Below are 19,221 nucleotides of genomic sequence, written 5' to 3' on the forward strand. Positions count from 1 at the left end.
GCCCCTTCACCGTCCACCCGCCGGCCCGCCGCCACTGCGCCGGCCCCGGCGCGCCGCACCCCGACGGAGGCGGTGATCACATCGGTGACCCCGGGTGCGGGAGCGTCCTCGAAGCAGAGCTCCAGCGCTTCGCGCGGGTTCTCCGGAGCCTCCCCCGCGGTCGCCCGCGCCGGCCGTACGTCTCGACCTGCCGGGGGCCGCGCGCCGGGGGCGCGGCGTCAGTCCCGGCGGGCCGCCTCCCTGGTCAGCTCCACCGCCGTCCGCAGGCTCAGGGACGGCTCGGCCTCGCGCAGGGCCTTGACGGCCCGGACCGAGTCCAGCGGCCCGGAGAAGCCGACCGCCTCCAGCCTCCGGCGCGTCCACTCCGCCCGCGCCCGCGCCTCGTCCGCCACCAGGCCCTCGGCAGCCGCGGTGGCGACCGCCACGGCCCGCTCCAGGCCGGCCCGCTCCTCCTCCGGGGCCGTCTCCAGGGCTTCCCTCAGGGCCTCGACGACCTCCTCGGAGTCCCGTACGACCACAACCGCCGTCTCACGCTTTCCACTGCCGAACATGAGTGCATCGTCCGCCCCGGCGACGGGTGTGATCCACCGAGTTGAGCGTCTTCTGAGCAAGGGATCCCGGACCGGTGCGCGGGCGGTGGCGCGCGGGCCCGCGCGGACGGCACCCCTACCTTTCCAAAAGAAATTTTCCAAAAAGTCTTTTGGAAAGGTGGGGGCGTCCCTACGCTCCCGTCATGGCCAGCGAAGAACACCGGCGCGTACTCGACCCCGCCCGGGACGCAGAAGCCCTGAAGGCCCTCACCCACCCCCTGCGGATCCGGCTGCTCGGCCTGCTGCGGCAGGACGGTCCGGCCACCGCGAGCGAACTCGCGGCCCGGACCGGGGAGTCGTCCGCCTCCACCAGCTACCACCTGCGGGTCCTGGCGAAGTACGCGTTCGTCGCCGAGGCCGAGCACCGGGACGGGCGGGAGCGCCGCTGGCGGGCGGCGCACTCGGTGACGTCCTGGGACAACCGGGCGATGGAGGCCACTCCCGGCGGACGCGCCTTCGTCGGCTCCGCGCGCAGGCGCCAGATCGAGCACCTGGAGGCGTCCCTCGCCCGGCACGAGGCGGACCTCGCCGCCGGACGGCTGGGGCGGGAGTGGGTGGAGCCGTCCGGGATCGACGACCGGATGCCCCGCCTGACCCCGGAGTCGCTGGCCGAGCTGCGGGAGACGCTCGACCGGAAGCTGGCGGAGCTGGCCGACCGCGACGCCGAGGACCCGCGCGCCGCACGGGTCGTGCTCCTCACCGCCGCGCTCCCCCTCGCGCCGGGCGCCCCCGGTGCGGGACCGGACGCGGGACCGGACGCTTCCGCCCCCGGTGCGCCGGAGGGGGCCCCGTCGTGACCGAAGCGCCGGACCCCCGCACGGACCCCCGCACCGCGGGCCGCCGCTACGTCACCGTCTGCGTCCTCTTCTGGCTGCCGGCCGGCCTGGCCATGGCTCCCGCGATCCTGCTGTTCACCGAGCGCGGCATGGCCATGACCGCCATCGCGGGGTTCTTCGCCGCGCACTCCCTCACCGCCGCGGCCCTGGAGCTGCCCACCGGGGGGCTGTCCGACGTCCTCGGGCGCCGCCCCGTCCTGGCCGCCGCCGGGGTGCTGAACCTGGCCGCCCTGGTCCTCCAGGCCCTGGGCTCCACCGCCTGGGCCCTCACCCTCGGCATGGCCCTGCTGGGCGCGGGCCGCGCCCTGTCCAGCGGGCCCGCCGAGGCCTGGTACGTCGACACCGTCCAGGCGCACTCCGGTCCCGGCGCCGAACTGCGCACCGGGCTGGCCCGCGGCTCCGCCGCGACGTCCGCCGCGCTCGCGGCCGGGACCCTGCTCGGGGGCGCCCTCCCCTGGCTCCTCGGGCTCGGCACCGACCTCGGAGCCCGGCTGCGGGAGGCGACCGGCGGGCTCGTCCCGCCCCTCTCCGTCCCGCTGCTGCTGGGCGCGGCGGTCGAGGCCGCCTTCGTGCTGTACGTCCTGACCGCCCTGCGCGAGCCGCCCCGGCCGTCCGCCGGCGTGCGCGGCGTGTTCCGGGGCGTCCCGGCCACCGTCGCGGACGGACTGCGGCTGGGCGGACGCGACGCGCTGGTCCGCCGCGTGCTCCTGGGCGCGGGGGCCGCCGGCGGCGCCCTGGCCGTGCTGGAACTGCTCACACCGGGCCGGGCCGCGGCCCTCACGGGCGCACCGGAGTCGGGTGCGGTGCTCTTCGCGGCGGTCGCCTGCGCCGGCTTCGTCTGCTCGGCCGCCGGCAGCCGTCTCGCGCCGCTCGCCGCCCGGCTCGCGGGCGGCGGCGAGCGCGCGGTCGCGGCGGGGCTGGGCGCCGGCGCGGCCGGTCTGCTCCTGCTGGGCGTCACGGCGGCGTCCGCGGGTGCGGTCTCCGTGGTCCTCGCGGTCGGCGGCTACGCCCTGGTCTACCTGGGGCTGGGGGCGGCGGGACCGAACGAGAACGAGCTCCTGCACCGCCGGGTGGCCGCTTCGGGACGCGCCACCGCGCTGTCCGTCCAGTCCCTGGCCCTGCAACTGGCGGGGGCGCTCACCGGCCTGCTCGCCGGCGCCCTGCCGCCGGGCCCGCGGCCCTGGCTGCTGGGGAGCGCCGTGCTGCTGGCGGGGGCCCTCCTGTGGGCCCGCCGCGGGGAGGCGTCCCCGGCCGCGGCGGCGTCCCGGCCGCACACCGCGGCGTCCCCCGCACAGGCCGACCGGGCATGAGGGGTCGGCGGTCCCTTCCCGCCGCGGACGGCGTGCGGCGAGGAGGCCGCCGCGCACCGGCCGTAAAACCCTTCGCCTGCCGGCCTGACGCGTTGTTACCGTCCGAGCCGCACCGCGCGGACCTCGGAGGAGCACGAACGCCATGAGCACGCATCTGATCGGCGGCGGCCGGGACGGGAAGGCCGCGGCCGACGTCTACGGGCCGTTCCTCTCCGAGGCCGGAACCGCCCCCACCGTCGCCTGCCTGGTGCTCGGCGGGGAGGGCGGGACGGAGGCTCCGGGGAGCGGCGGCGCCTTCGCCGGGGTCGCGGACGTCCTGCGCGCCGTCGTCCCCTCCTGCACGCCGGTGCCCGTCCCGGTGCCCCGGGACGGCGGTTTCGATCCGGCCTCGCTGGACGGCGCGGACGCGCTGCTGGTCTGCGACGGCCCCGCCCCCGTCTGGCACGACGCCCTGGCCCACTGCCTCGACGCCCTGACCCTGCGGGTCATGCGGGGCCTGCCGTACGCGGGTTTCTCGGCGGGGGCCGTGATCGCCGCCGAGCACGCGGTGGTCGGCGGCCGGCTCTCCGGCGGGCTGCCGGTCTGCCCGGCGGACGCCTCCGGGGGGCCCGAGGAGCTGGACGTCCGCCCGGGGCTCGGTCTCCTGCCGGGCGCCGTCGAGGTGCGCGCCGCGCAGCGGGGGACGCTCTCCCGGCTGGTGGAGGTGGTGGCGCGGGGCGGTTCCCGGCAGGGCGTGGCGCTCGACGAGGACACCCTGCTGACCGTGGACGGGGGGCGCGCCCGGGTCTCCGGCGCGGGGCGCGCGCATCTGGTGCGTACGGGGCACGGGCCCGGGGAAGCGGTGGTGCGGTCCTACCGCGCCGGCGAGGAGTTCACGCTGTGACGCCCGCCCGCGACGCGGCGGGGACGGCCCCGCCGAGGTGACGCGCCGCTCACCGTCACCTCGTCACCGCGCCGCCGCGCGCGGCCGTCCGGACGTCATCGCCGCGCGGACGGCCGCGGCCTTGCGGCGGACGTCCACAGCCTGTGCACGGCCTGCCCGGCCCGGCCCTGTCCGGCCCGCGCCCCGGCACTCCCGGCAGAGTCCGCCGGGCAGGGCCTCCGGGCGTCCCGGCGCGCCGCACACCGTGCACTCGACCAGCCGCAGGGTGCGCTGCCGCACGGGCAGCGGCGGCGGGATCTTGTGCTCCAGCCGCCAGGCCGCCACGGCCCGGGGCGAGTGGACGCCCTCGCCCGGCAGTCCGGCCGTGAGCGCCTCCACCACCTGGCGCTCCCCCGCTCCACGGGCGAACCACGCCTCCACCAGCGGCGCCAGCGCCTCGCAGTCGGCGGCCGACAGGCCCATGCGCGGCTCGGCCTCGCCCAGCCGCGCCAGCGTCCCGTACGCCCGCGACGCCCGCGGCCCCTCGCCGGGCTCCCCGGCCCGGCCCGGCTCCCGGGGAGGAGCGGACACCTCGGGCGCTGACGCCCCGGGGACGGGTTCTTCGGAGGCGGGTTCTTCGGAGGCGGACTCCTCGGGAGCGGACGCCCCGTCGTCCTTGAGGAACCCGGCCCACCAGGTGTCGGAGCGCGGGACGCGGGAGAAGTAGGTGCGCGTCACCCACTGGCCGCCCCCGGGTGAGCGCTCCCGCAGCCGCCGCAGGTATCCGGCCTCCGACATCTGCCGCAGCGCCGTCCCGACGGCCTGCTGCCCGTACGGCAGGCGGCCGGCCAGTGTCTTGATCGAGATGTCGGCGCCCTCGGGCAGCCGGTCGAGGTACGCGGCGATGGCCGCCGCCCGCGGCGTGAGGTCCGCGAAGTCGCCCTTGCGGGGCGGGCGTCGGCCGGGGGCGTTCCGCTTCCCGTAGCCGGGAGCGGCCATGGGGTGCGCGTCGGGGGGCAGGGAAAAGCTACAGTGGCTGCCAGCCATGGGATCGCCTTTCTCGATCTCGATGGTCAGACCCCCGGAGGTGTTCCAGCACCTGTCGGGGGTCGCCGCTTTCACGGCGCACGCTACACCGCCGTGCCGCTGCGTGGCCAACCGGTCACCGGACGTCAACACTCCAGTTCACGGCTCCCGTTCACGCGCCCATGTGCCGGAGGGAGGGCGGGTGGGTCTGACGACCCACCCTTTCCTTGGAGGAAGCGCTCGGATCCCGCGTCCCGGAACCCGAGACCCGGCCGCACCCCGCCGCCGGGCGTCCCCCACTCCCGGACACGGCGGGCGTCAGAGGCGCTTCAGGGGCGCGTCAGGGGGTCAGGATCCCGGCCAGGTACCGCCGCACCGGCTCGTACAGCCCATGCGGGACCCGCTCCTCCACCCCGGCGTACGTGCACCACGCCAGGTCGGCCAGTTCCTCGGCGTCCCGCACCTCCGCCGTCCCGGACAGCGCCTCGCACGCCCAGTACGCCATGGCCCGCCGCGTCACCGGGTGCGTGCGCTCCCCCAGCGGCGCGACCGCCCGCACCACCAGGCCCGTCTCCTCGGCCGCCTCCCGTACGGCGGCGTCCCCGGCCGTCTCCCCCGGCTCGATCTCCCCGGCGGGGAACTGCCACGACAGCCCGCCCTCGGCCACCCGCCGCCGCACCATCAGCACCCTGCCCCCGCGGGCGACGACCGCCACCGCGATCCCCGGTCTCCCCTGCGCCACCGCGCTCCTCCTCACGCCCCGCGCCCCGGAGCGAACCGCACCCCGGAAGCGCACCCGGAGGGAATCGGGCCTTCCGCCCGGCATCCCGACAACCCCTTGAATATGGCCGGTTCTCCGCGTTCGCGGCCCTTTCGCCCCGCTGTTCCCGGCTCCACACTGGGCCCATGCGGGGGGACGCGAGGGACATCGTGGCCGGTTCGCTGGTCATCGGGGGGTTCGGAGCCGCTCTCGGCTCCATCGGCTGGGCCGTCTTCACCGAGGCTCCGGCCCTGTTCGGCTGGGCGGGCGCGTTCGCGGGCCTGGTCCTCTTCCTGGTCGGCGGAGCCGTCGCTCCCGAGATCGAGGAGGGGAAGCCCCCGGCGGAGGACTCCGCCGCGGGGGACACCCCGGCGGGGAGCGGGAACGGCTGGTGGGCCGGGGACACGTACGGCGGACGGACCGGGAAGAAGGCGTCGAGCGGCTGCGGCGCCGCGGCCGGCGGAGACGACGGCGGCGGCTGCGGCGGGTGCGGCTGCGGCGGCTGACGGTGATCACCCGAACCGGCCCCGCCGGGCGAAACCGGAGACGTCCGCGCACACGACGGGATAGGACTGAGCCATGACCGCTACGAGTGACGAGCCCGCCGGCCTGCCGTTCCCGATGTCTCAGGCGGACTACCTGGCCACCCTGCCCAAGGCCACCGTCTACGCCTGCCTGTACTTCACCGACGTGCGCGGGCGTCCCCTCCAGATGCGCTCGGTCTACCGGAGCCGGCCGTGGCAGATCCCCGGCGGCAACCTGGACACGGGCGAGGACCCGCACCAGACGGCCGTGCGGGAGACGTACGAGGAGACCGGGCTGCGCGTGGAGGGGCCGCACCCGCTGCTGCTGGTCCACTACATCCGCGACGACCGGGACGGGGCGCCGCTGGCCAAGGTCGGGTTCTGCTTCGACGGCGGCACCCTGGACGACGAGCAGCTCGCGTCCATCCGGCTCGACCCGAACGAGCACGACCGCTGGGCCGTGGAGGACTGGCCCACCTGGGAGCGGCTGATGTCCCCCGAGGGCTACCGGCGGCTGGCCGCGCTCGGCGAGGCCCGCCGCACCGGACGCGCGGGCGTCCTGGTCGGCGAGCCGATCGTCCCCGGGCCCGCCTGACCGCGGCGGCCCCGGCCCGGACGGCGTCCGCCGCCGCCCGCCGCCGCACGCGAAAAGGCGGTGCGGCGAGCCGCGGGGGCGCATAGCGTCGGGGTCGTTTCCGTTCCATGCCGAGGGTGCCGAGGGTGCCGAGGGCGCCGAGGGAGAGGCCGTATGCCGGGAGAGCCGCGCGTGTTCGAGGTCCGGGTCCGCGGGTGCGCGACCGTCGAGGAGGCCCTCGCGCTCCAGGAGCCGATCGCGCGGCTGCTGTGCCCGGACGAGCACCACGCGGGACCGTGCGAGGTGCCGTGGGGCTTCACCCTGGACGACGCGGAGGGGCCGGACGACGGCGCCACCGTCCTCGTCCTCGGCGTCTGCGTCACCTCCGGCGGGCGTGCCGCCGAGGTGGCCGGGCGGGTGCGCGAACTCGCGGGCGGGGAGCGGACGGTGACGTGGGAGGAGAGCCGGGACCCGGAGCGGTTCGGGGAGCTGGCCGAGCAGTACCGGATCGAGAACGCGCCCCGGGAGCCCTGACGCCCCGTCCGGAGGCGGGTGGCACAGTGGCCCTCGTGAACGGAGACGCGACGGGGCGCGTGGGCGCCGGGGTGACGCTGGGACTGCTGGCCGCCTGGGCGGTGCACGACGCGGAGGAGGTGGCCACGGGTCCGCGCTGGATCCGGGCCCGGCTGCCGGAGCTGAAGGAGCGCTTCCCGCAGCTGCCGGACGGGGTGTGGCGGACGCTGGAGTCCGTCGACGAGCGGGAGTTCGCCCTGGCCGTCGCCGGGATGGCCGTGCTGGTGGCCGCCGCCTCGGCCGACGGGTACCGCACCGGCGGACGCTCGGCCTTCTACCGGGCCGCCCTCGACGGGTTCGGGCTGCACGGGCTGGTGCACCTGGGGCAGGCCGCGGCCGTGCGCGGGTACACGCCGGGTTCGGTGACCTCGGCGCTGGTGGTGGTCCCCTTCACGCTCTGGGCCCGTGCCCGGCTGCGGCGGTCCCTCCCGGAGCGGCCCGCGCGTGTCCGCGAGTCCGTGCTGGGCCTGGCGCTGGCCGGGGCCTCCGTGGCCGGGGCGCACGCGGTGGCGCGGCGGCTGACGGGCCGGTCGGCGGGACGGCGGCCGGGACGGCGCTGACCACCGCCCCGGCCCGCCCGGGCCGTCAGTCGAACCAGCGGTCCCGGGCCAGTTCCTCCACCCGCGAGGGGTCCTCCAGCAGGGCCGCCGCCTCGAAGCGGCGCGGCCACAGGCCCGCCGCCCAGGCCAGGCCCGCCGCCAGGCCCTCGACGGTGGCGGCGTGGAGGGTGCCGCCGGGGGTGAGCCGCCAGTCCAGCTCCACCCCGTCGACGATCAGCTCCTCGTGCTCGACGTACGTCGCCGGTGCGCCGGGCAGCAGGACGCGGACGGCCTCGGGCACCTCGTGGACCTCGCCGCCCTCCGGCGCCGGTGCGGGCAGGGCCTCGCTCAGGCGGCGGACGTCGAGGACGGCGGCCAGCCCGGCGGCGAGCGCCGGCCGCACCGGCAGCAGGGGCCGGCCCGCGGCCAGGGGCAGCAGGTCGGGGGCGTCCGCGACCAGCGCGTCGGCGGCGTCCACGACCCGGACCTCGCCGTCCACCAAGGCCCTCAGCTCGTCGGGCAGTGTGACCTCGTCCGGGTCCAGCTCCGCCAGCAGGGTGTAGAGGCCGTGGAGCTGGGCGGCGCCGACGGGCCGCCCGGGGTCGGCGAGGCGGCCCAGGAGTTCGGAGGCGCCGCCCGGCTCGTCCAGGAGCGCGGCGGCGGAGGTGCGGATGCCGAGGGCGCGCAGGACCTGGTCGTCCAGGTCGGCCGTGGTGGCGGACGCCTCCTCGTACAGGCCCGCCAGCAGCGGGTCGCCGTTCGCGGCGCGCAGCCCGGCGGGGCGGCGGCCGTCCAGCACGGGGTGGCCGCGCAGCCACCAGGCGGTGTAGGGGCGGACGGACTCCACCGAGCCGTCCGGCAGCAGCACCCGCACCGGGGTGGTGAGGGCGTCGCGCAGCGGGGGCTCGGAGAGCATCCGCAGGGCCTCGGGCCAGTGGTCGTCGTCGACGAGGTCCAGGTCGCGGACGGCCAGGAGTTCGGAGGCGACGGGGGGAATCGGGGTCTCCGGGAGGCCGTCGAGGACGTCCTCGCACCACACGTCCACCGCGTCCAGCAGGCCCGCGTCGTCGGGCTCGGGGAAGTCGGTGTCGCGGGGCTCCAGTTCGTCCGGGTCGAGGACGACGTCGGTGGCGCGGACCAGGGTGAAGCCGGCCAGCACCCCGACCGCGGCGAGCGTCTCCTCGCCCCACTTCCCGGCCAGCTCCGCGTCGCAGGCGGGCAGTTCGCCCTCACGGACGACGCGGGCGAAGTCGCTGCCGGGGAAGACCAGTTCGGCCGCGGGGGCGAGTTCGCCGTCCTCGTCGGGGAGGGCGAGCGCGCCCAGCCAGGGCTCGTCGCCGGGCGCGAGCCGGGCGTCGCGGACGAGGGAGAGGACGGTCTCGGCCAGTTCCTCGGCGTCGAGGGGGCCGCCCTCCTCGTCGTCGTACCAGGCCTCGTCGGCGTCCAGCGACGCGGCGACCGCCGCCCGCACCTGCGGGGTGGTGAGCACCGCGCGGGGCGTGGCCGGGGTCGCGCCCAGCTTCTCCAGCAGCGGGTGGGCGGCGTCGGGGTGGGCGACCTTCAGGCCCAGGCGGGTCAGGGACTCGGCGCCGGCCGTGTCCGGCAGCGGCAGCAGCACCTGGCGCGGGCCGATGGCGGTGCGCCCGTCGGCGAGCGGGACGGGCAGGCCGGAGAGCCGGTCGGGGTCGACGCCGGCGAGGGAGTCGTACAGCCGCCACCACCAGTCCGGGTCCCGCTCGACACCGGCGAGCCGGTCGATCAGCTCGCCCAGCGGCACGCGCGGGACGTCCAGGGTGCGCAGTTCGGTGCGGCGCTCCAGCCCCGCGGGCAGCAGGGTGTGGAACAGCTCGGCCAGCACCGCGACGGTACCGGCCCCGGCGCCCTCGGCGATCTCCGCGTCGGCGGGGCGCAGCGCGTAGGGCTCGCCGTTCTCGTCCGCGGCGGCGCCGGCCAGGAACGCCACGCGCGGCAGCCGCTCCAGCACCAGGCGGCGCAGCTCGCCGTCGAGTTCGGCCCTGCCCAGCGGGCCCGGCACCAGGTCGAGGGTGCCGGTGGTGACCGGTTCCCAGTCGCGCAGCAGCGCCGTGTAGGTGTCGGCGGCGCGCTCCAGCAGGAAGTCCGTCAGCGGGCCGGGCGCGATGTGGCGGCGGGACGGCTCCAGCGGGAAGGACGCGATCAGCAGCGCGGGCAGGCCCTGCGGCTCGTCGGTGGGCGTGGGGGCGTGGACGACGGGGGCGGTGCGGGCGCGCACGGGCGCGCCGCTGTCGTCGACGGGGACGGCCCAGGTGACGGACCAGAACGGGCGCGCCCGCTCCTCGACCGGCCGGTCGGCGAGCAGCGCCGCGTCGATCCGTCCGGCGTCGGAGGCCACGCGCCAGCGGGTCGCGGCGCCCTCGGCTCCGCTGTCCTCGATGACGACGCAGGCGCCGTCCTGGCGGCGGGTGAGGGTCCGCACGCCGCCGTCGGTCTCGATCACGACCTCGGCCAGGCCGGGGAGGGTCAGCAGCAGGGCGTCGTCGATCGCGGTGATCAGCCGGACGGCCAGGTCCTGGGCGCCCGCGTCGCGCAGCGGCAGCACGACGGCGGTGTCGTAGCCCTGCGGCGCGGCGCCCTGCGCGGGCAGCGGCAGCCGCAGCAGCGGCACGTGGCCCTCGCGGCGGCGCAGCTCGTCGGCGAGGCCGGGGTTGCCGGCGGCGGCCCCGTCGGCCATCCGGCGGGCCTCGGCCAGGGACCAGCGGACGCCTCCGGCGCGGCTGACGATCGCGGGCTCGTCGCTGACGGCCAGGACGGCGGCGAACCCGACGCCGAAGCGGCCCACGGGCCGTCCGGCGAACCGGCCGGGCCCCCCGTCGGCCCCGTCGGTCCCGTCGGCTCCGCCGGTCCCGTCGGCTCCATCGGTCTCGTCGCGCTTGGCGGAGGCGCGCAGGGTGGACAGGGACTCCACCCCGGCCGCGTCCAGGGGCGCACCGGTGTTGGCGGCGACGAGCGTCCCGTCGCGCAGCGTCAGCCGCAGCCTGCCGGGCACCCCGGCGCGGGCGGCGGCGTCGGCGGCGTTCTGGGCCAGCTCGACCACCAGCCGGTCGCGGTAGCCGCCGAGGACGAGGTCCTCCTCGGCGTTGGCGTCCTCACGGAAGCGGGCGGCGGAGGCCGCCCAGGCGTCGAGTACGCCACGGCGCAACCGTGCGGTGTCGAAGGGGTCCGCTCCGTCGTCCGCGCCCTGCACCAGCACCGTGCCGCTCACGTCGTTCGTCTCCTCCGCACCGCAGGATGAGCCCGTCTTCCCTCTATGCGGCGACGGTACTGCGTCCGGTGCTCCGGGCGCGCGCCGGGCCGCACTGTGGGACCGGCGGGCGCAACGGTTTCCCGGTTCTTCCCGTCTTCACGTGCGGGGCCCGCGACGCCGGCCCGTCCTTCCGGAACCACCGGCCGCCCCCGTCCTACCCGCCCACCCGCCGGCACCGGCCGGCCCCGACCGGAAAGGCAGAACGGACATGCTGGGAACCCTCATGCTCCTGCTGGGACCCTGGCTGGGCTTCCGCCTGCTGGGTGCGCTCGGCGTCCGCCGGTTCGCCACCTGGCGGGACAGCGCGGCACACGGCCTGGCGTTCATGCTCGTGGCCACCGGCACCGCGCACTTCGTCCCCGACGGCGTCACGGTGATGCCCAGCCACACCGACCTGGTGGCGATGGTGCCGCCGTTCGTGCCGTTCCCCCGCCTGGCGGTCTACCTGACGGGTGTGCTGGAGCTCCTCGGCGCGCTGGGACTCGTCGTCGGCGCGACCCGCCCCGCGGCCGGAGCCGGGCTCGCCGTCCTCTTCGTCCTGATGTTCCCGGCCAACGTGTACGCCGCGGTCGCCGACGTGCCCTTCAACGGGGAGCCGGCCACGCCCCTGTGGTTCAGGGTTCCGGAACAGGTCCTCTTCATCGGGATCGCGCTGTGGGCGGCAGGGGTGACGGACGGTCCCCGGGCGCGCCGCGCCCTCGTGCCGGTGCGGCGGGGAGGGGACTCCTCCCGGCCCGGCGGGGAGGAGCGCCCGGCGCCGCCGGTGCGGGAATGACCGCGCGGGCCCGGGAGCGGGGACGGGCCCCGCGGGCTCCCCTCCCTCCTCCGCGTCACCCCCGCGGCCGAACCGGGCCGGGGAGCGGCCGGGAAGGGCCGTCCCCCGGGTAGGCGGATCCGTGGCAGCGGACCGGACGCGGACGGCAGCACGGGGGAGGAGGGGCCTGCGGCCCGCCGTCCGGTCCCGGAAGCCGCGCCGGAACCCGCACCGGAAGGAAGCCCCCCATGACCACCGCTCCCCGTTCCACCGCCGAGGCGCCCCGCACCGCGATCGTCACCGGCGGCTCCCGCGGCATCGGCCGCGAGTCCGTGCGCCGGCTGGCCGCCGACGGCTGGTCCGTCGTGGTGAACTACGCGGGCCGCACCAGCGAGGCCGAGGCCGCCGTCGCCGAGGCCGCCGAGGCGGGCGGCCGGGCGATCGCCGTCCGGGCCGACGTCGCCGACGAGAGCGCCGTCGCCACCCTGTTCGACGCGGCCGAGGAGGCCTTCGGCGGCATCGACGCCGTCGTCCACGCGGCCGGCCGGATGTACCTGTCCCCGGTCGCCGACCTGGACCTGGACGCCCTGGACGCGCTGCACCGCACCAACGTCCGCGGCACCTTCACGGTGGCGCGGGAGGCGGCCCGCCGGGTGAGCGACGGCGGCACGATCCTGCTGTTCTCCACCTCCGCGATCGGCCTGGCCCTCCCCTCCTACGCGCCCTACGTCGCGAGCAAGGGGGCCGTGGAGGCCATGACGCTGATCCTCGCCCGTGAGATGCGCGGCCGGGACGTCACCGTCAACACCGTCGCGCCCGGCCCCACCGCCACCGCCCTGTTCCTGGACGGCAAGGACGAGGAGACCGTCGCCCGGCTGGCCGCCCAGCCCCCGCTGGAGCGGCTGGGCACGCCGGCCGACATCGCGGAGGTCGTGGCCTTCCTCGTCTCCCCGCAGGGACACTGGGTCAACGGCCAGGTGGTCCGGGCCAACGGCGGCATCGTCTGACCGGCCGGGCCGGTCACGCCTCCGGGTGACCGCCGTCCGCGTCGCCGCCGGTAGCGCCGCCGCCGGTAGCGCCGCCGCCGTCCAGCGACAGCTCGTCCACCCGCGTCTCGTCGATCACCGGCGGGGCCGGGCGGGGCGCCTTGGGCATGACGGCCGCCTCCGAGTGGGCGCCGCAGCCGTAGGAGAGGGAGACCACGCGGCCGTCCGCCGGGGAGAACTCGTTGGCGCACACCCCGAACGCCTGCCGCAGCGAGCCCGCCATCGGAACGAGGAAGCCGCAGGACACGCAACTCGCGGGAGCCGCCTGGGCCATCGGGGTCCCGGGGCCGTACGCCTCCTCCCAGCGGTCGGCGGCGGTGTGGAGGCCGTGGCGCGACAGGACCCGGGGCCGGCCCATGCCGATCTCCTCGGCGACCGCGGCGATGCTGCCGCGCGCCGGAACGCCCGGGAACTCCCCGGGCTCGTTGGTGGAGACCTCGGCGTCCTCGGTCTCCGCGAGGCTGTCGCCCTCCTCGGACGCCTCCTGCGACAGGACGGAGTTCGGGGGCGGGACGTCCGCGCCGGTGTAACCCGGCTCCAGCCGGGGATCGTCGGCGGTGGTGGGCAGCAGGTCGCCGGGGCCGAGGTCACCCGGACGGAGGCGTTCGCTCCAGGGCACCCATTCGGGGGCGAGGACCGCGTCCGGGCCGGGCAGCAGGACGGTCTCGTCCAGCGTCACCGTCCGCGCCCGCGAGGCCCGCGCGACGGTGACGGCCCACCGCCAGCCGCGGTAGCCCGGCTCCAGGCATTCGAAGAAGTGCGTGACGACGCGATCCCCTTCGGACACGGCACCCAGATGGTCGCCGACCTTGCCCGGGAACGCGGCCTCCTCCGCCGCTTCCCGAGCCAGTTCAACCGCCTCGGCGCACAGGCGATCAGGGGCCCGGCCTCGCATCGCAGCACTCACAAGAATCGATTCTCTCCTACGCCGTTTCGCGAGCGCGCCTCCCGTACGCCCAGGTCAGAGTGGGTGCGGACGGAGCGGACCCAGGGACCGCTGCGACGTCCGGACCCGTCCGATCTCGCCGGGCGGAGCGCACTGTCCCTCCACGCTACCCCACGCACGTCCGCCCCTGACCGTCGCACCTTCAACCAAAAGGCCAACCAAAAGGCCCCGGGCTAGGCAGCCCCCGTTGGGGCACACTGGCGACGTGGCAGCCTTCAGGACCCCCCGGCCGGACGGGGGGCGGTTCCGTCGTACGGCGCGGGCGGTCGCCCGCGCCGTACACGCGCCTCCCCGCGCACTCGGACGGCGGATCCGCCGGGCGACGCACGCGCAGGGCGCGGGCGAGTCGGGCCTGGGCAAGCTCATCGAACTGCACGCCGTGAACTCCGCGGGCGACATGATGATCACCGTCGCCCTGGCGTCCACCATCTTCTTCTCCGTCCCCACGGGCGAGGCGCGCGGCCGCGTCGCGCTCTACCTCGCCGTCACCCTGGCCCCGTTCGCGCTGCTCGCGCCGGTCGTCGGGCCGCTGCTGGACCGCATCCCGCACGGCCGGCGCGCCGCGATGGCCGGTTCGATGCTCGCCCGCGCGCTGCTCGCGCTGAGCATGGCGGGGGCGGTGGCCACCGGCAGCCTGGAGCTCTACCCGGCGGCGCTGGGGGTGCTGGTGGCCTCCAAGGCGTACGGGGTGGTGAGATCCGCCGTCGTGCCCAGGCTGCTGCCGCACCAGATCTCGCTGGTCAAGGCGAACTCGCGGGTGACGCTGGCCGGGCTGCTGGCCACCGGCGCCGCCGCGCCGATCGGGGCGGGGCTGCACCGGCTCGGGCCGTCCTGGCCGCTGTACGGCGCGTTCGCCGTCTTCATCGTCGGAACGTTCCTCTCCTTCTCCTTGCCCCACAAGGTGGACTCCGCCAAGGGCGAGCGGAAGGCGCTGCTGTCCGCCTACGAGGCGGCGAACGGCGCTCCCGGGCCGGAGTCCGGCCCCGGCATCGGCGTGGATTCCGGCCCCGGCCCCGGCGTGGAGTCCGGTGTCGAACCGGGGGAGGCGCGGGACGCCCGGGGCGCCGGGACGGCCGCGGCCGGGAGCCCGGACGCGCGGACGGGCGGCGACGCCACCGCGACCGCCACCGGGAACGGCGGTACGGGCAGCGGCGGTACGGGCGGCGTCACGGGCAGCGGCACGGACGGCGGCAAACCGAAGCGGCCGGGTCTGCGGACGGTCGGCGTGTCCGTGCTCAACGCGCTGATCGCCAACTCCGCCCTGCGCGCCCTCTCCGGCTTCCTCACCTTCTTCCTCGCCTTCATGCTGCGCGAGCACCCCCTGCGCGGCCTGGACGCCGTCCTCTCCCTCGGGATCGTCGCCGTCGCCGCGGGCGGCGGCAACGCGCTGGGCACGGCGCTGGGGGCCTGGCTGCGGGACCGCGGACCGGAGCTGATCATCGCGTCCGTGCTGGGCATGGCGCTGACCGCGACCGCGGTGGCGGCGGTGCTGTACGGCACGGTCACCGTGCCCGTCGTCGCGGCCGCCGCCGGACTGGCGCAGGCGCTGGGCAAGCTCTCCCTGGACGCCCTGATCCAGCGGGACGTCCCCGAACTGGTGCGGACCTCCGCCTTCGCCCGCTCCGAGACGCTGATGCAGATGTCGTGGGTGGTCGGCGGCGGCGTCGGGATCGCGCTGCCGCTGATCGGGCCGGTCGGCATGGCCGTGGCCGGGGTGATCGTCGCCGTGGGCGCGCTCGCCACCGTTCGGCCGCTGCTGGCCGCCGCCCGCCACGGCACACCCCACCCGCGCGTCGTCTGAGAGGAACCGCCGGGTAGCCTGCGGAGCATGACGCACACGATCTCCCGGGGCAAGGGCAGCCGCACCATCCGCACTGCCGTAGCCATCGGTGCGGCCACCCTCGGGCTCGTCGCCCTCTCCGCCTGCGAGAAGCCGACCCCCCGAGCGACCGTGACCGTCGGCTCGGACAGCGTGTCCACCGAAGCGACCTGCTTCGAGGAGGACAAGGCACTCACGCAGGACAAGGTGCTCTCCTGCGTCCAGAAGAAGACGGACACGGCCATCACGGTCGGCGAGGGCGACATGCTGCGCATCGGCGTCGACCCCGAGATCGCCGAGACCGGCTGGGTGGTCTTCCTCGGCGAGCGGCCCGTGGTCTCCGAGCCGATCGGCAAGACCTACCGCAGCTTCTCCAGCGACGGGCTGTTCTCGCAGGCCAACGGCACCTCGTCCGACAAGGTGCAGCTGAGCATCGTCGGCTACGACGGCAGCAAGTACCGCGGCGGCGTATGGCGCATCGACCTCGATCGCGAGAAGGACTGACCCCGTCCGGGACGGCCGTGCCCGCACTCGTCGTCACCGCCGTCCCCGCCGAACGCGACGCCGTGGCGGCCTCGTGCGCCCCGGCGGGCATCGACGTGCTCGCCGTGGGCGCCGGGCCCGCCGCGGCGGCTGCCCGCACCGCCGCGGCGCTGGCGCACGGGACGGCGGGAGGACGCCCCTACGGCCTGGTGGTCTCGGCGGGCATCGGCGGCGGCTTCCCGCCGCTGGCGCCGGTCGGCTCGGTGGTCGTCGCCTCCGAGATCGTCGCCGCGGATCTGGGGTCGGAGACGCCCGACGGGCCCGAGCCCTTCACCTCCGTGGCCGAGCTGGGCTTCGGCACGACCGTCCACCGTCCGCACGGGCCGCTGGCGCGGGCCGTCGCCCAGGCGGCCGGCGCGGCGCTGGGGCCGGTGCTGACGGTCTCCACCACCACCGGCACCGCCGACCGGGCGGCACGGCTGGCCCGGCGCCATCCGGGGGCGCTCGCCGAGGCGATGGAGGGCTTCGGGGTCGCGGAGGCGGCGGCGGCCTGGGGCATACCCGTGCTGGAGGTCCGCGCCGTGTCCAATCCCGTGGGTCCGCGCGACCGCTCCGCCTGGCGGATCGCGGAGGCGCTCGACGCCCTGACGGCGGCCTTCGGCAGGATCGTTCCCGTACTCGACGGTTGGAGGGACCGTGTCCCAGGTGATGTCTGAGCGGCTGCCCGAGCGGAACTCCGGGGAGGAACCGCTGGGGATCGCGTACTCCCCGTGCCCCAACGACACCTTCGTCTTCCACGCCTGGGCGCACGGCCTGGTCCCGGGCGCCCCGCCCCTGGACGTGACGTTCGCCGACATCGACGTCACCAACGGCATGGCCGAGCGCGGCGAGCTGGACGTCCTCAAGGTCTCCTACGCCGTCCTGCCGTGGGTGCTGGACGAGTACGCGCTGCTGCCGTGCGGCGGCGCCCTCGGCCGCGGCTGCGGTCCCCTGGTGCTCACCCGGGAGCCCGGCACCGGGGCCGACCTGCGCGGTGCGACGGTCGCGGTGCCCAGCGAGCGCTCGACCGCCTACCTGCTGTTCCGGCTGTGGGCGGCGGAGAAGGTGCCCGGCGGGGTCGGGCGGATCACCGTCATGCCCTTCCACGAGATCATGCCGGCCGTCCGCGACGGGAAGGTCGACGCCGGACTGGTCATCCACGAGGCGCGCTTCACCTACGGCGGCTACGGCCTGCACCGGCTGGCCGACATGGGCGAGCACTGGGAGGCCGCCACCGGGCTGCCGATCCCGCTGGGCGCGATCATCGCCCGGCGCTCGCTGGGCGCGGAGCGGCTGCGAGCCCTCGCCGGCGCCGCCCGCGCCTCGGTGCGGATGGCGTGGGCCGACCCGGAGGCGTCGCGCGGCTATGTGATGGAGCACGCCCAGGAGATGGACCCGGCGGTCGCCGACCGGCACATCGGGCTGTACGTCAACGAGTTCACCGCCGACCTCGGCGAGAGCGGCTACGCGGCCGTGCGCGCGCTCCTCACCCGCGCCGCGGAGGAGGGACTCGTCCCGCCCCTCGCCCCCGGCGCCCTGGACTTCGTGTGACGGACCGCGTCCCCGGCGGAGCCGTGTGACGGGCTCCGCCGGGGGACGCGCCGGGTCTCAGACGTCGAGCTGGTCGGCCACCGCGCGGAGCATGCCCGCGATCTTGCGGCCCTGCTGGCGTTCCGGGTAGCGGCCGCGTTCGAGCTGCGGCACGATCCCGTCCAGCACGTTGGTGAGGTCCTGCACGATCGACGCCAGTTCGTCCGCCTTGAGCCGCTGGGCCGCCGCCACGGAGGGCACCGGGTCCAGCAGGGTGAGCGAGAGGGCCTGGTCGCCCCGCTGGCCCGCGACGACGCCGAACTCCACCCGCTGACCGGGCCGCAGGGTGGCCACCCCGTCCGGGAGCACCGACGAGTGCACGAAGACGTCACCGCCGTCGTCGCGGGAGAGGAAGCCGAAACCCTTCTCGCTGTTGAACCACTTGACCTTGCCGGTAGGCACGTCTGTCCTCGTCCTCGTACTCGTCCGTCTGACCGGGCAACGACTTCTTGAAAAAGCAACGGCTCTGAATAAGACTTCAGCGGGCCGAACGACCCGCCGTCAACAAGATTAATGATCCACGTCCCGGTGACAAGACGCCCCGGGGCGCATCCCCGCGTGCCGCGCGCCCCCTGTCGCGGAATTACCCTGTCACGGTGACCAGTGAAACGCCCCGCGCGGGAGACCTCCTCGTCCGCATCGGCGCCATCGTCTTCTTCGTCGGCGCGGCGGCCACCCTCGTGACCCTGCTTCCGCTCTTCCTCGGCTCCGACCCGCTGCCCACGGCCGCGTACCTCGTCAGCATGCTGATGGGCGTCGGCTTCGCCGTCGCCGGCGCCGGGGTGCTGCGGTCCATCGCGGCGCAGCGGCGCGAGGCGCGCTCGTCCTCCCGGCGGTAGCCGGGCCCCGGGACCGCGGTCCGCCGGGCCCCGACGGCCCCGCCGGGCCGGGTTCAGCCCGCGTACGACTCCAGCCAGGCGGGGAACGCCGTCAGGTCCTCCAGCACCACGTCGGCCCCCGCCGCCCGCAGCTCCTCCGCGCCGCACGGCCCCGTCGGCACGGCCACCGACAGCGCGCCGGCGGCCCGCGCGCCGCGCACGTCGCCCAGGTGGTCGCCGACGTAGACGCCCGCGCCGTGCTCGACCAGCGCCTCCGCCTTGGCCTCCGCCCACAGCCAGCCGATCACCGCGTCCGGCTCGATGCCCAGGTGCTCCAGGTGGAGCTTGGCGTTGGGCTCGTGCTTGGCGGTGACCACGATCGCCCTGCCGCCCGCCCGCCGCACCGCGTCCACCGCCTCCCGGGCGCCGGGCATGGCGGTGGTGGGCTCGATGGCGTGGCGCACGTACAGCTCGCGGTAGCGGGCGCCCACCTCCCCGATCGCCTCCTCGGGGAACCAGTGCGCCAGCTCGGTCTCCAGCGGCGGACCGAGCCGGGTGACGGCCAGGTCGGCGTCGATGTACGTCCCCGTCTCGGCGGAGAGGGCCAGGTAGGTCGCCCGGATGCCGGGGCGGGAGTCGATCAGCGTCATGTCCAGGTCGAAGCCGACCGTCACCGCGCGAGAAGTCATGCCCTCCATTGTGCGGCCCGCGGCTCTGCGCTTAGGCTCGCCCAACCCGAGCGAAGCCGGTCCGTCACGCTCCGCAGCCTCCCCGCGTCCGCCGGGCGCGGCCGGGGAAGGCGGGAGGAGCGGGAACGGCCCGGGAACAGTGCGGAACGGCCGAGGACGG

General features: G+C 76.5%; 21 protein-coding genes. 14 read left to right on the forward strand and 7 right to left on the reverse strand.

Annotation, left to right across the window (positions count from 1 at the left end; all coding sequences use genetic code 11):
* Window positions 1–218 precede the first annotated feature (218 nt).
* Window positions 219–551, reverse strand: a complete 333-nt coding sequence (locus ABD358_RS03095) for a hypothetical protein (RefSeq protein WP_344629235.1) — start codon at window positions 549–551, stop codon at window positions 219–221.
* Between the two features lie 182 nt (window positions 552–733).
* Here ABD358_RS03095 and ABD358_RS03100 point away from each other — a divergent pair, with 182 nt between their 5' ends.
* The 3 genes from ABD358_RS03100 (at window position 734) to ABD358_RS03110 (ending at window position 3,619) form a co-directional block, all read left to right on the forward strand.
* Complete coding sequence (locus ABD358_RS03100; RefSeq protein ID WP_344629236.1) at window positions 734–1,387, forward strand: ArsR/SmtB family transcription factor; 654 nt, start codon at window positions 734–736, stop codon at window positions 1,385–1,387.
* A complete protein-coding gene (locus ABD358_RS03105) occupies window positions 1,384–2,736 on the forward strand; it encodes an MFS transporter (RefSeq protein WP_344629237.1) in 1,353 nt (450 codons plus the stop codon). The genes ABD358_RS03100 and ABD358_RS03105 overlap by 4 nt, the downstream gene beginning before the upstream one ends.
* Window positions 2,737–2,878: 142 nt before the next feature.
* On the forward strand, window positions 2,879–3,619 hold the full coding sequence (locus ABD358_RS03110; RefSeq protein ID WP_344629238.1) for a Type 1 glutamine amidotransferase-like domain-containing protein: 741 nt from the start codon (window positions 2,879–2,881) through the stop codon (window positions 3,617–3,619).
* A 63-nt stretch (window positions 3,620–3,682) separates the two neighbouring features.
* Here ABD358_RS03110 and ABD358_RS03115 read toward each other — a convergent pair whose 3' ends face one another.
* Window positions 3,683–4,597, reverse strand: a complete 915-nt coding sequence (locus ABD358_RS03115) for a MarR family transcriptional regulator (RefSeq protein ID WP_344629239.1) — start codon at window positions 4,595–4,597, stop codon at window positions 3,683–3,685.
* 367 nt (window positions 4,598–4,964) lie between these two features.
* Window positions 4,965–5,366 carry an NUDIX hydrolase gene (locus ABD358_RS03120; RefSeq protein ID WP_344629240.1) on the reverse strand — a complete coding sequence of 134 codons (402 nt, stop codon included), beginning with the start codon at window positions 5,364–5,366 and terminating at the stop codon, window positions 4,965–4,967.
* A 164-nt stretch (window positions 5,367–5,530) separates the two neighbouring features.
* On the opposite strand from ABD358_RS03120, the gene ABD358_RS03125 reads away from it, so the two are divergent.
* The 4 genes from ABD358_RS03125 (at window position 5,531) to ABD358_RS03140 (ending at window position 7,615) form a co-directional block, all read left to right on the forward strand.
* A complete protein-coding gene (locus tag ABD358_RS03125; RefSeq protein WP_344629241.1) occupies window positions 5,531–5,890 on the forward strand; it encodes a hypothetical protein in 360 nt (119 codons plus the stop codon).
* 73 nt (window positions 5,891–5,963) lie between these two features.
* Entirely contained in the window at window positions 5,964–6,503 is a 540-nt protein-coding gene (locus ABD358_RS03130) for an NUDIX domain-containing protein (protein ID WP_344629242.1), read from the forward strand.
* Between the two features lie 153 nt (window positions 6,504–6,656).
* A complete protein-coding gene (locus tag ABD358_RS03135; RefSeq protein ID WP_344629243.1) occupies window positions 6,657–7,016 on the forward strand; it encodes a hypothetical protein in 360 nt (119 codons plus the stop codon).
* A gap of 35 nt (window positions 7,017–7,051) precedes the next feature.
* On the forward strand, window positions 7,052–7,615 hold the full coding sequence (locus ABD358_RS03140; protein WP_344629244.1) for an HXXEE domain-containing protein: 564 nt from the start codon (window positions 7,052–7,054) through the stop codon (window positions 7,613–7,615).
* Between the two features lie 25 nt (window positions 7,616–7,640).
* Here ABD358_RS03140 and ABD358_RS03145 read toward each other — a convergent pair whose 3' ends face one another.
* On the reverse strand, window positions 7,641–10,835 hold the full coding sequence (locus ABD358_RS03145; protein WP_344629245.1) for a sacsin N-terminal ATP-binding-like domain-containing protein: 3,195 nt from the start codon (window positions 10,833–10,835) through the stop codon (window positions 7,641–7,643).
* 250 nt (window positions 10,836–11,085) lie between these two features.
* On the opposite strand from ABD358_RS03145, the gene ABD358_RS03150 reads away from it, so the two are divergent.
* Together ABD358_RS03150 and ABD358_RS03155 are read left to right on the forward strand one after the other, a co-directional pair.
* Window positions 11,086–11,652: a DoxX family protein gene (locus ABD358_RS03150; protein ID WP_344629246.1), complete on the forward strand. Its 567-nt coding sequence runs from the start codon at window positions 11,086–11,088 to the stop codon at window positions 11,650–11,652.
* Between the two features lie 227 nt (window positions 11,653–11,879).
* On the forward strand, window positions 11,880–12,638 hold the full coding sequence (locus ABD358_RS03155) for an SDR family oxidoreductase (protein ID WP_344629247.1): 759 nt from the start codon (window positions 11,880–11,882) through the stop codon (window positions 12,636–12,638).
* 13 nt (window positions 12,639–12,651) lie between these two features.
* Here the strand turns inward: ABD358_RS03155 and ABD358_RS03160 are convergent, their stop codons facing one another.
* Complete coding sequence (locus tag ABD358_RS03160) at window positions 12,652–13,572, reverse strand: DUF3027 domain-containing protein (protein WP_344629444.1); 921 nt, start codon at window positions 13,570–13,572, stop codon at window positions 12,652–12,654.
* A gap of 256 nt (window positions 13,573–13,828) precedes the next feature.
* On the opposite strand from ABD358_RS03160, the gene ABD358_RS03165 reads away from it, so the two are divergent.
* Genes ABD358_RS03165 through ABD358_RS03180 form a run of 4 tightly spaced genes read left to right on the forward strand, consistent with a single transcriptional unit; the run spans window position 13,829 to window position 17,515 of the window.
* Window positions 13,829–15,424: an MFS transporter gene (locus tag ABD358_RS03165; RefSeq protein ID WP_344629248.1), complete on the forward strand. Its 1,596-nt coding sequence runs from the start codon at window positions 13,829–13,831 to the stop codon at window positions 15,422–15,424.
* A gap of 27 nt (window positions 15,425–15,451) precedes the next feature.
* Window positions 15,452–15,946, forward strand: a complete 495-nt coding sequence (locus tag ABD358_RS03170) for a DUF2771 domain-containing protein (RefSeq protein ID WP_344629249.1) — start codon at window positions 15,452–15,454, stop codon at window positions 15,944–15,946.
* A gap of 17 nt (window positions 15,947–15,963) precedes the next feature.
* Window positions 15,964–16,641: a futalosine hydrolase gene (locus ABD358_RS03175; protein ID WP_344629250.1), complete on the forward strand. Its 678-nt coding sequence runs from the start codon at window positions 15,964–15,966 to the stop codon at window positions 16,639–16,641.
* On the forward strand, window positions 16,634–17,515 hold the full coding sequence (locus ABD358_RS03180) for a 1,4-dihydroxy-6-naphtoate synthase (RefSeq protein ID WP_344629251.1): 882 nt from the start codon (window positions 16,634–16,636) through the stop codon (window positions 17,513–17,515). The genes ABD358_RS03175 and ABD358_RS03180 overlap by 8 nt, the downstream gene beginning before the upstream one ends.
* 57 nt (window positions 17,516–17,572) lie before the next feature.
* On the opposite strand, the gene ABD358_RS03185 is transcribed toward ABD358_RS03180, so the two are convergent.
* Window positions 17,573–17,956, reverse strand: a complete 384-nt coding sequence (locus ABD358_RS03185; RefSeq protein ID WP_344629252.1) for a cold shock domain-containing protein — start codon at window positions 17,954–17,956, stop codon at window positions 17,573–17,575.
* A gap of 194 nt (window positions 17,957–18,150) precedes the next feature.
* On the opposite strand from ABD358_RS03185, the gene ABD358_RS03190 reads away from it, so the two are divergent.
* The gene (locus tag ABD358_RS03190) at window positions 18,151–18,393 is read left to right on the forward strand and encodes a hypothetical protein (protein ID WP_344629253.1); all 243 of its coding nucleotides are present in this window, start codon (window positions 18,151–18,153) and stop codon (window positions 18,391–18,393) included.
* Between the two features lie 53 nt (window positions 18,394–18,446).
* Here the strand turns inward: ABD358_RS03190 and ABD358_RS03195 are convergent, their stop codons facing one another.
* Window positions 18,447–19,070, reverse strand: coding sequence for an HAD family hydrolase (locus ABD358_RS03195; RefSeq protein WP_344629254.1), 624 nt, complete (start codon window positions 19,068–19,070; stop codon window positions 18,447–18,449).
* Window positions 19,071–19,221 lie beyond the last annotated feature (151 nt).

It is taken from the genome of Streptomyces glaucosporus (assembly GCF_039533345.1).
In the GTDB taxonomy this organism is placed as follows: domain Bacteria; phylum Actinomycetota; class Actinomycetes; order Streptomycetales; family Streptomycetaceae; genus Streptomyces; species Streptomyces glaucosporus.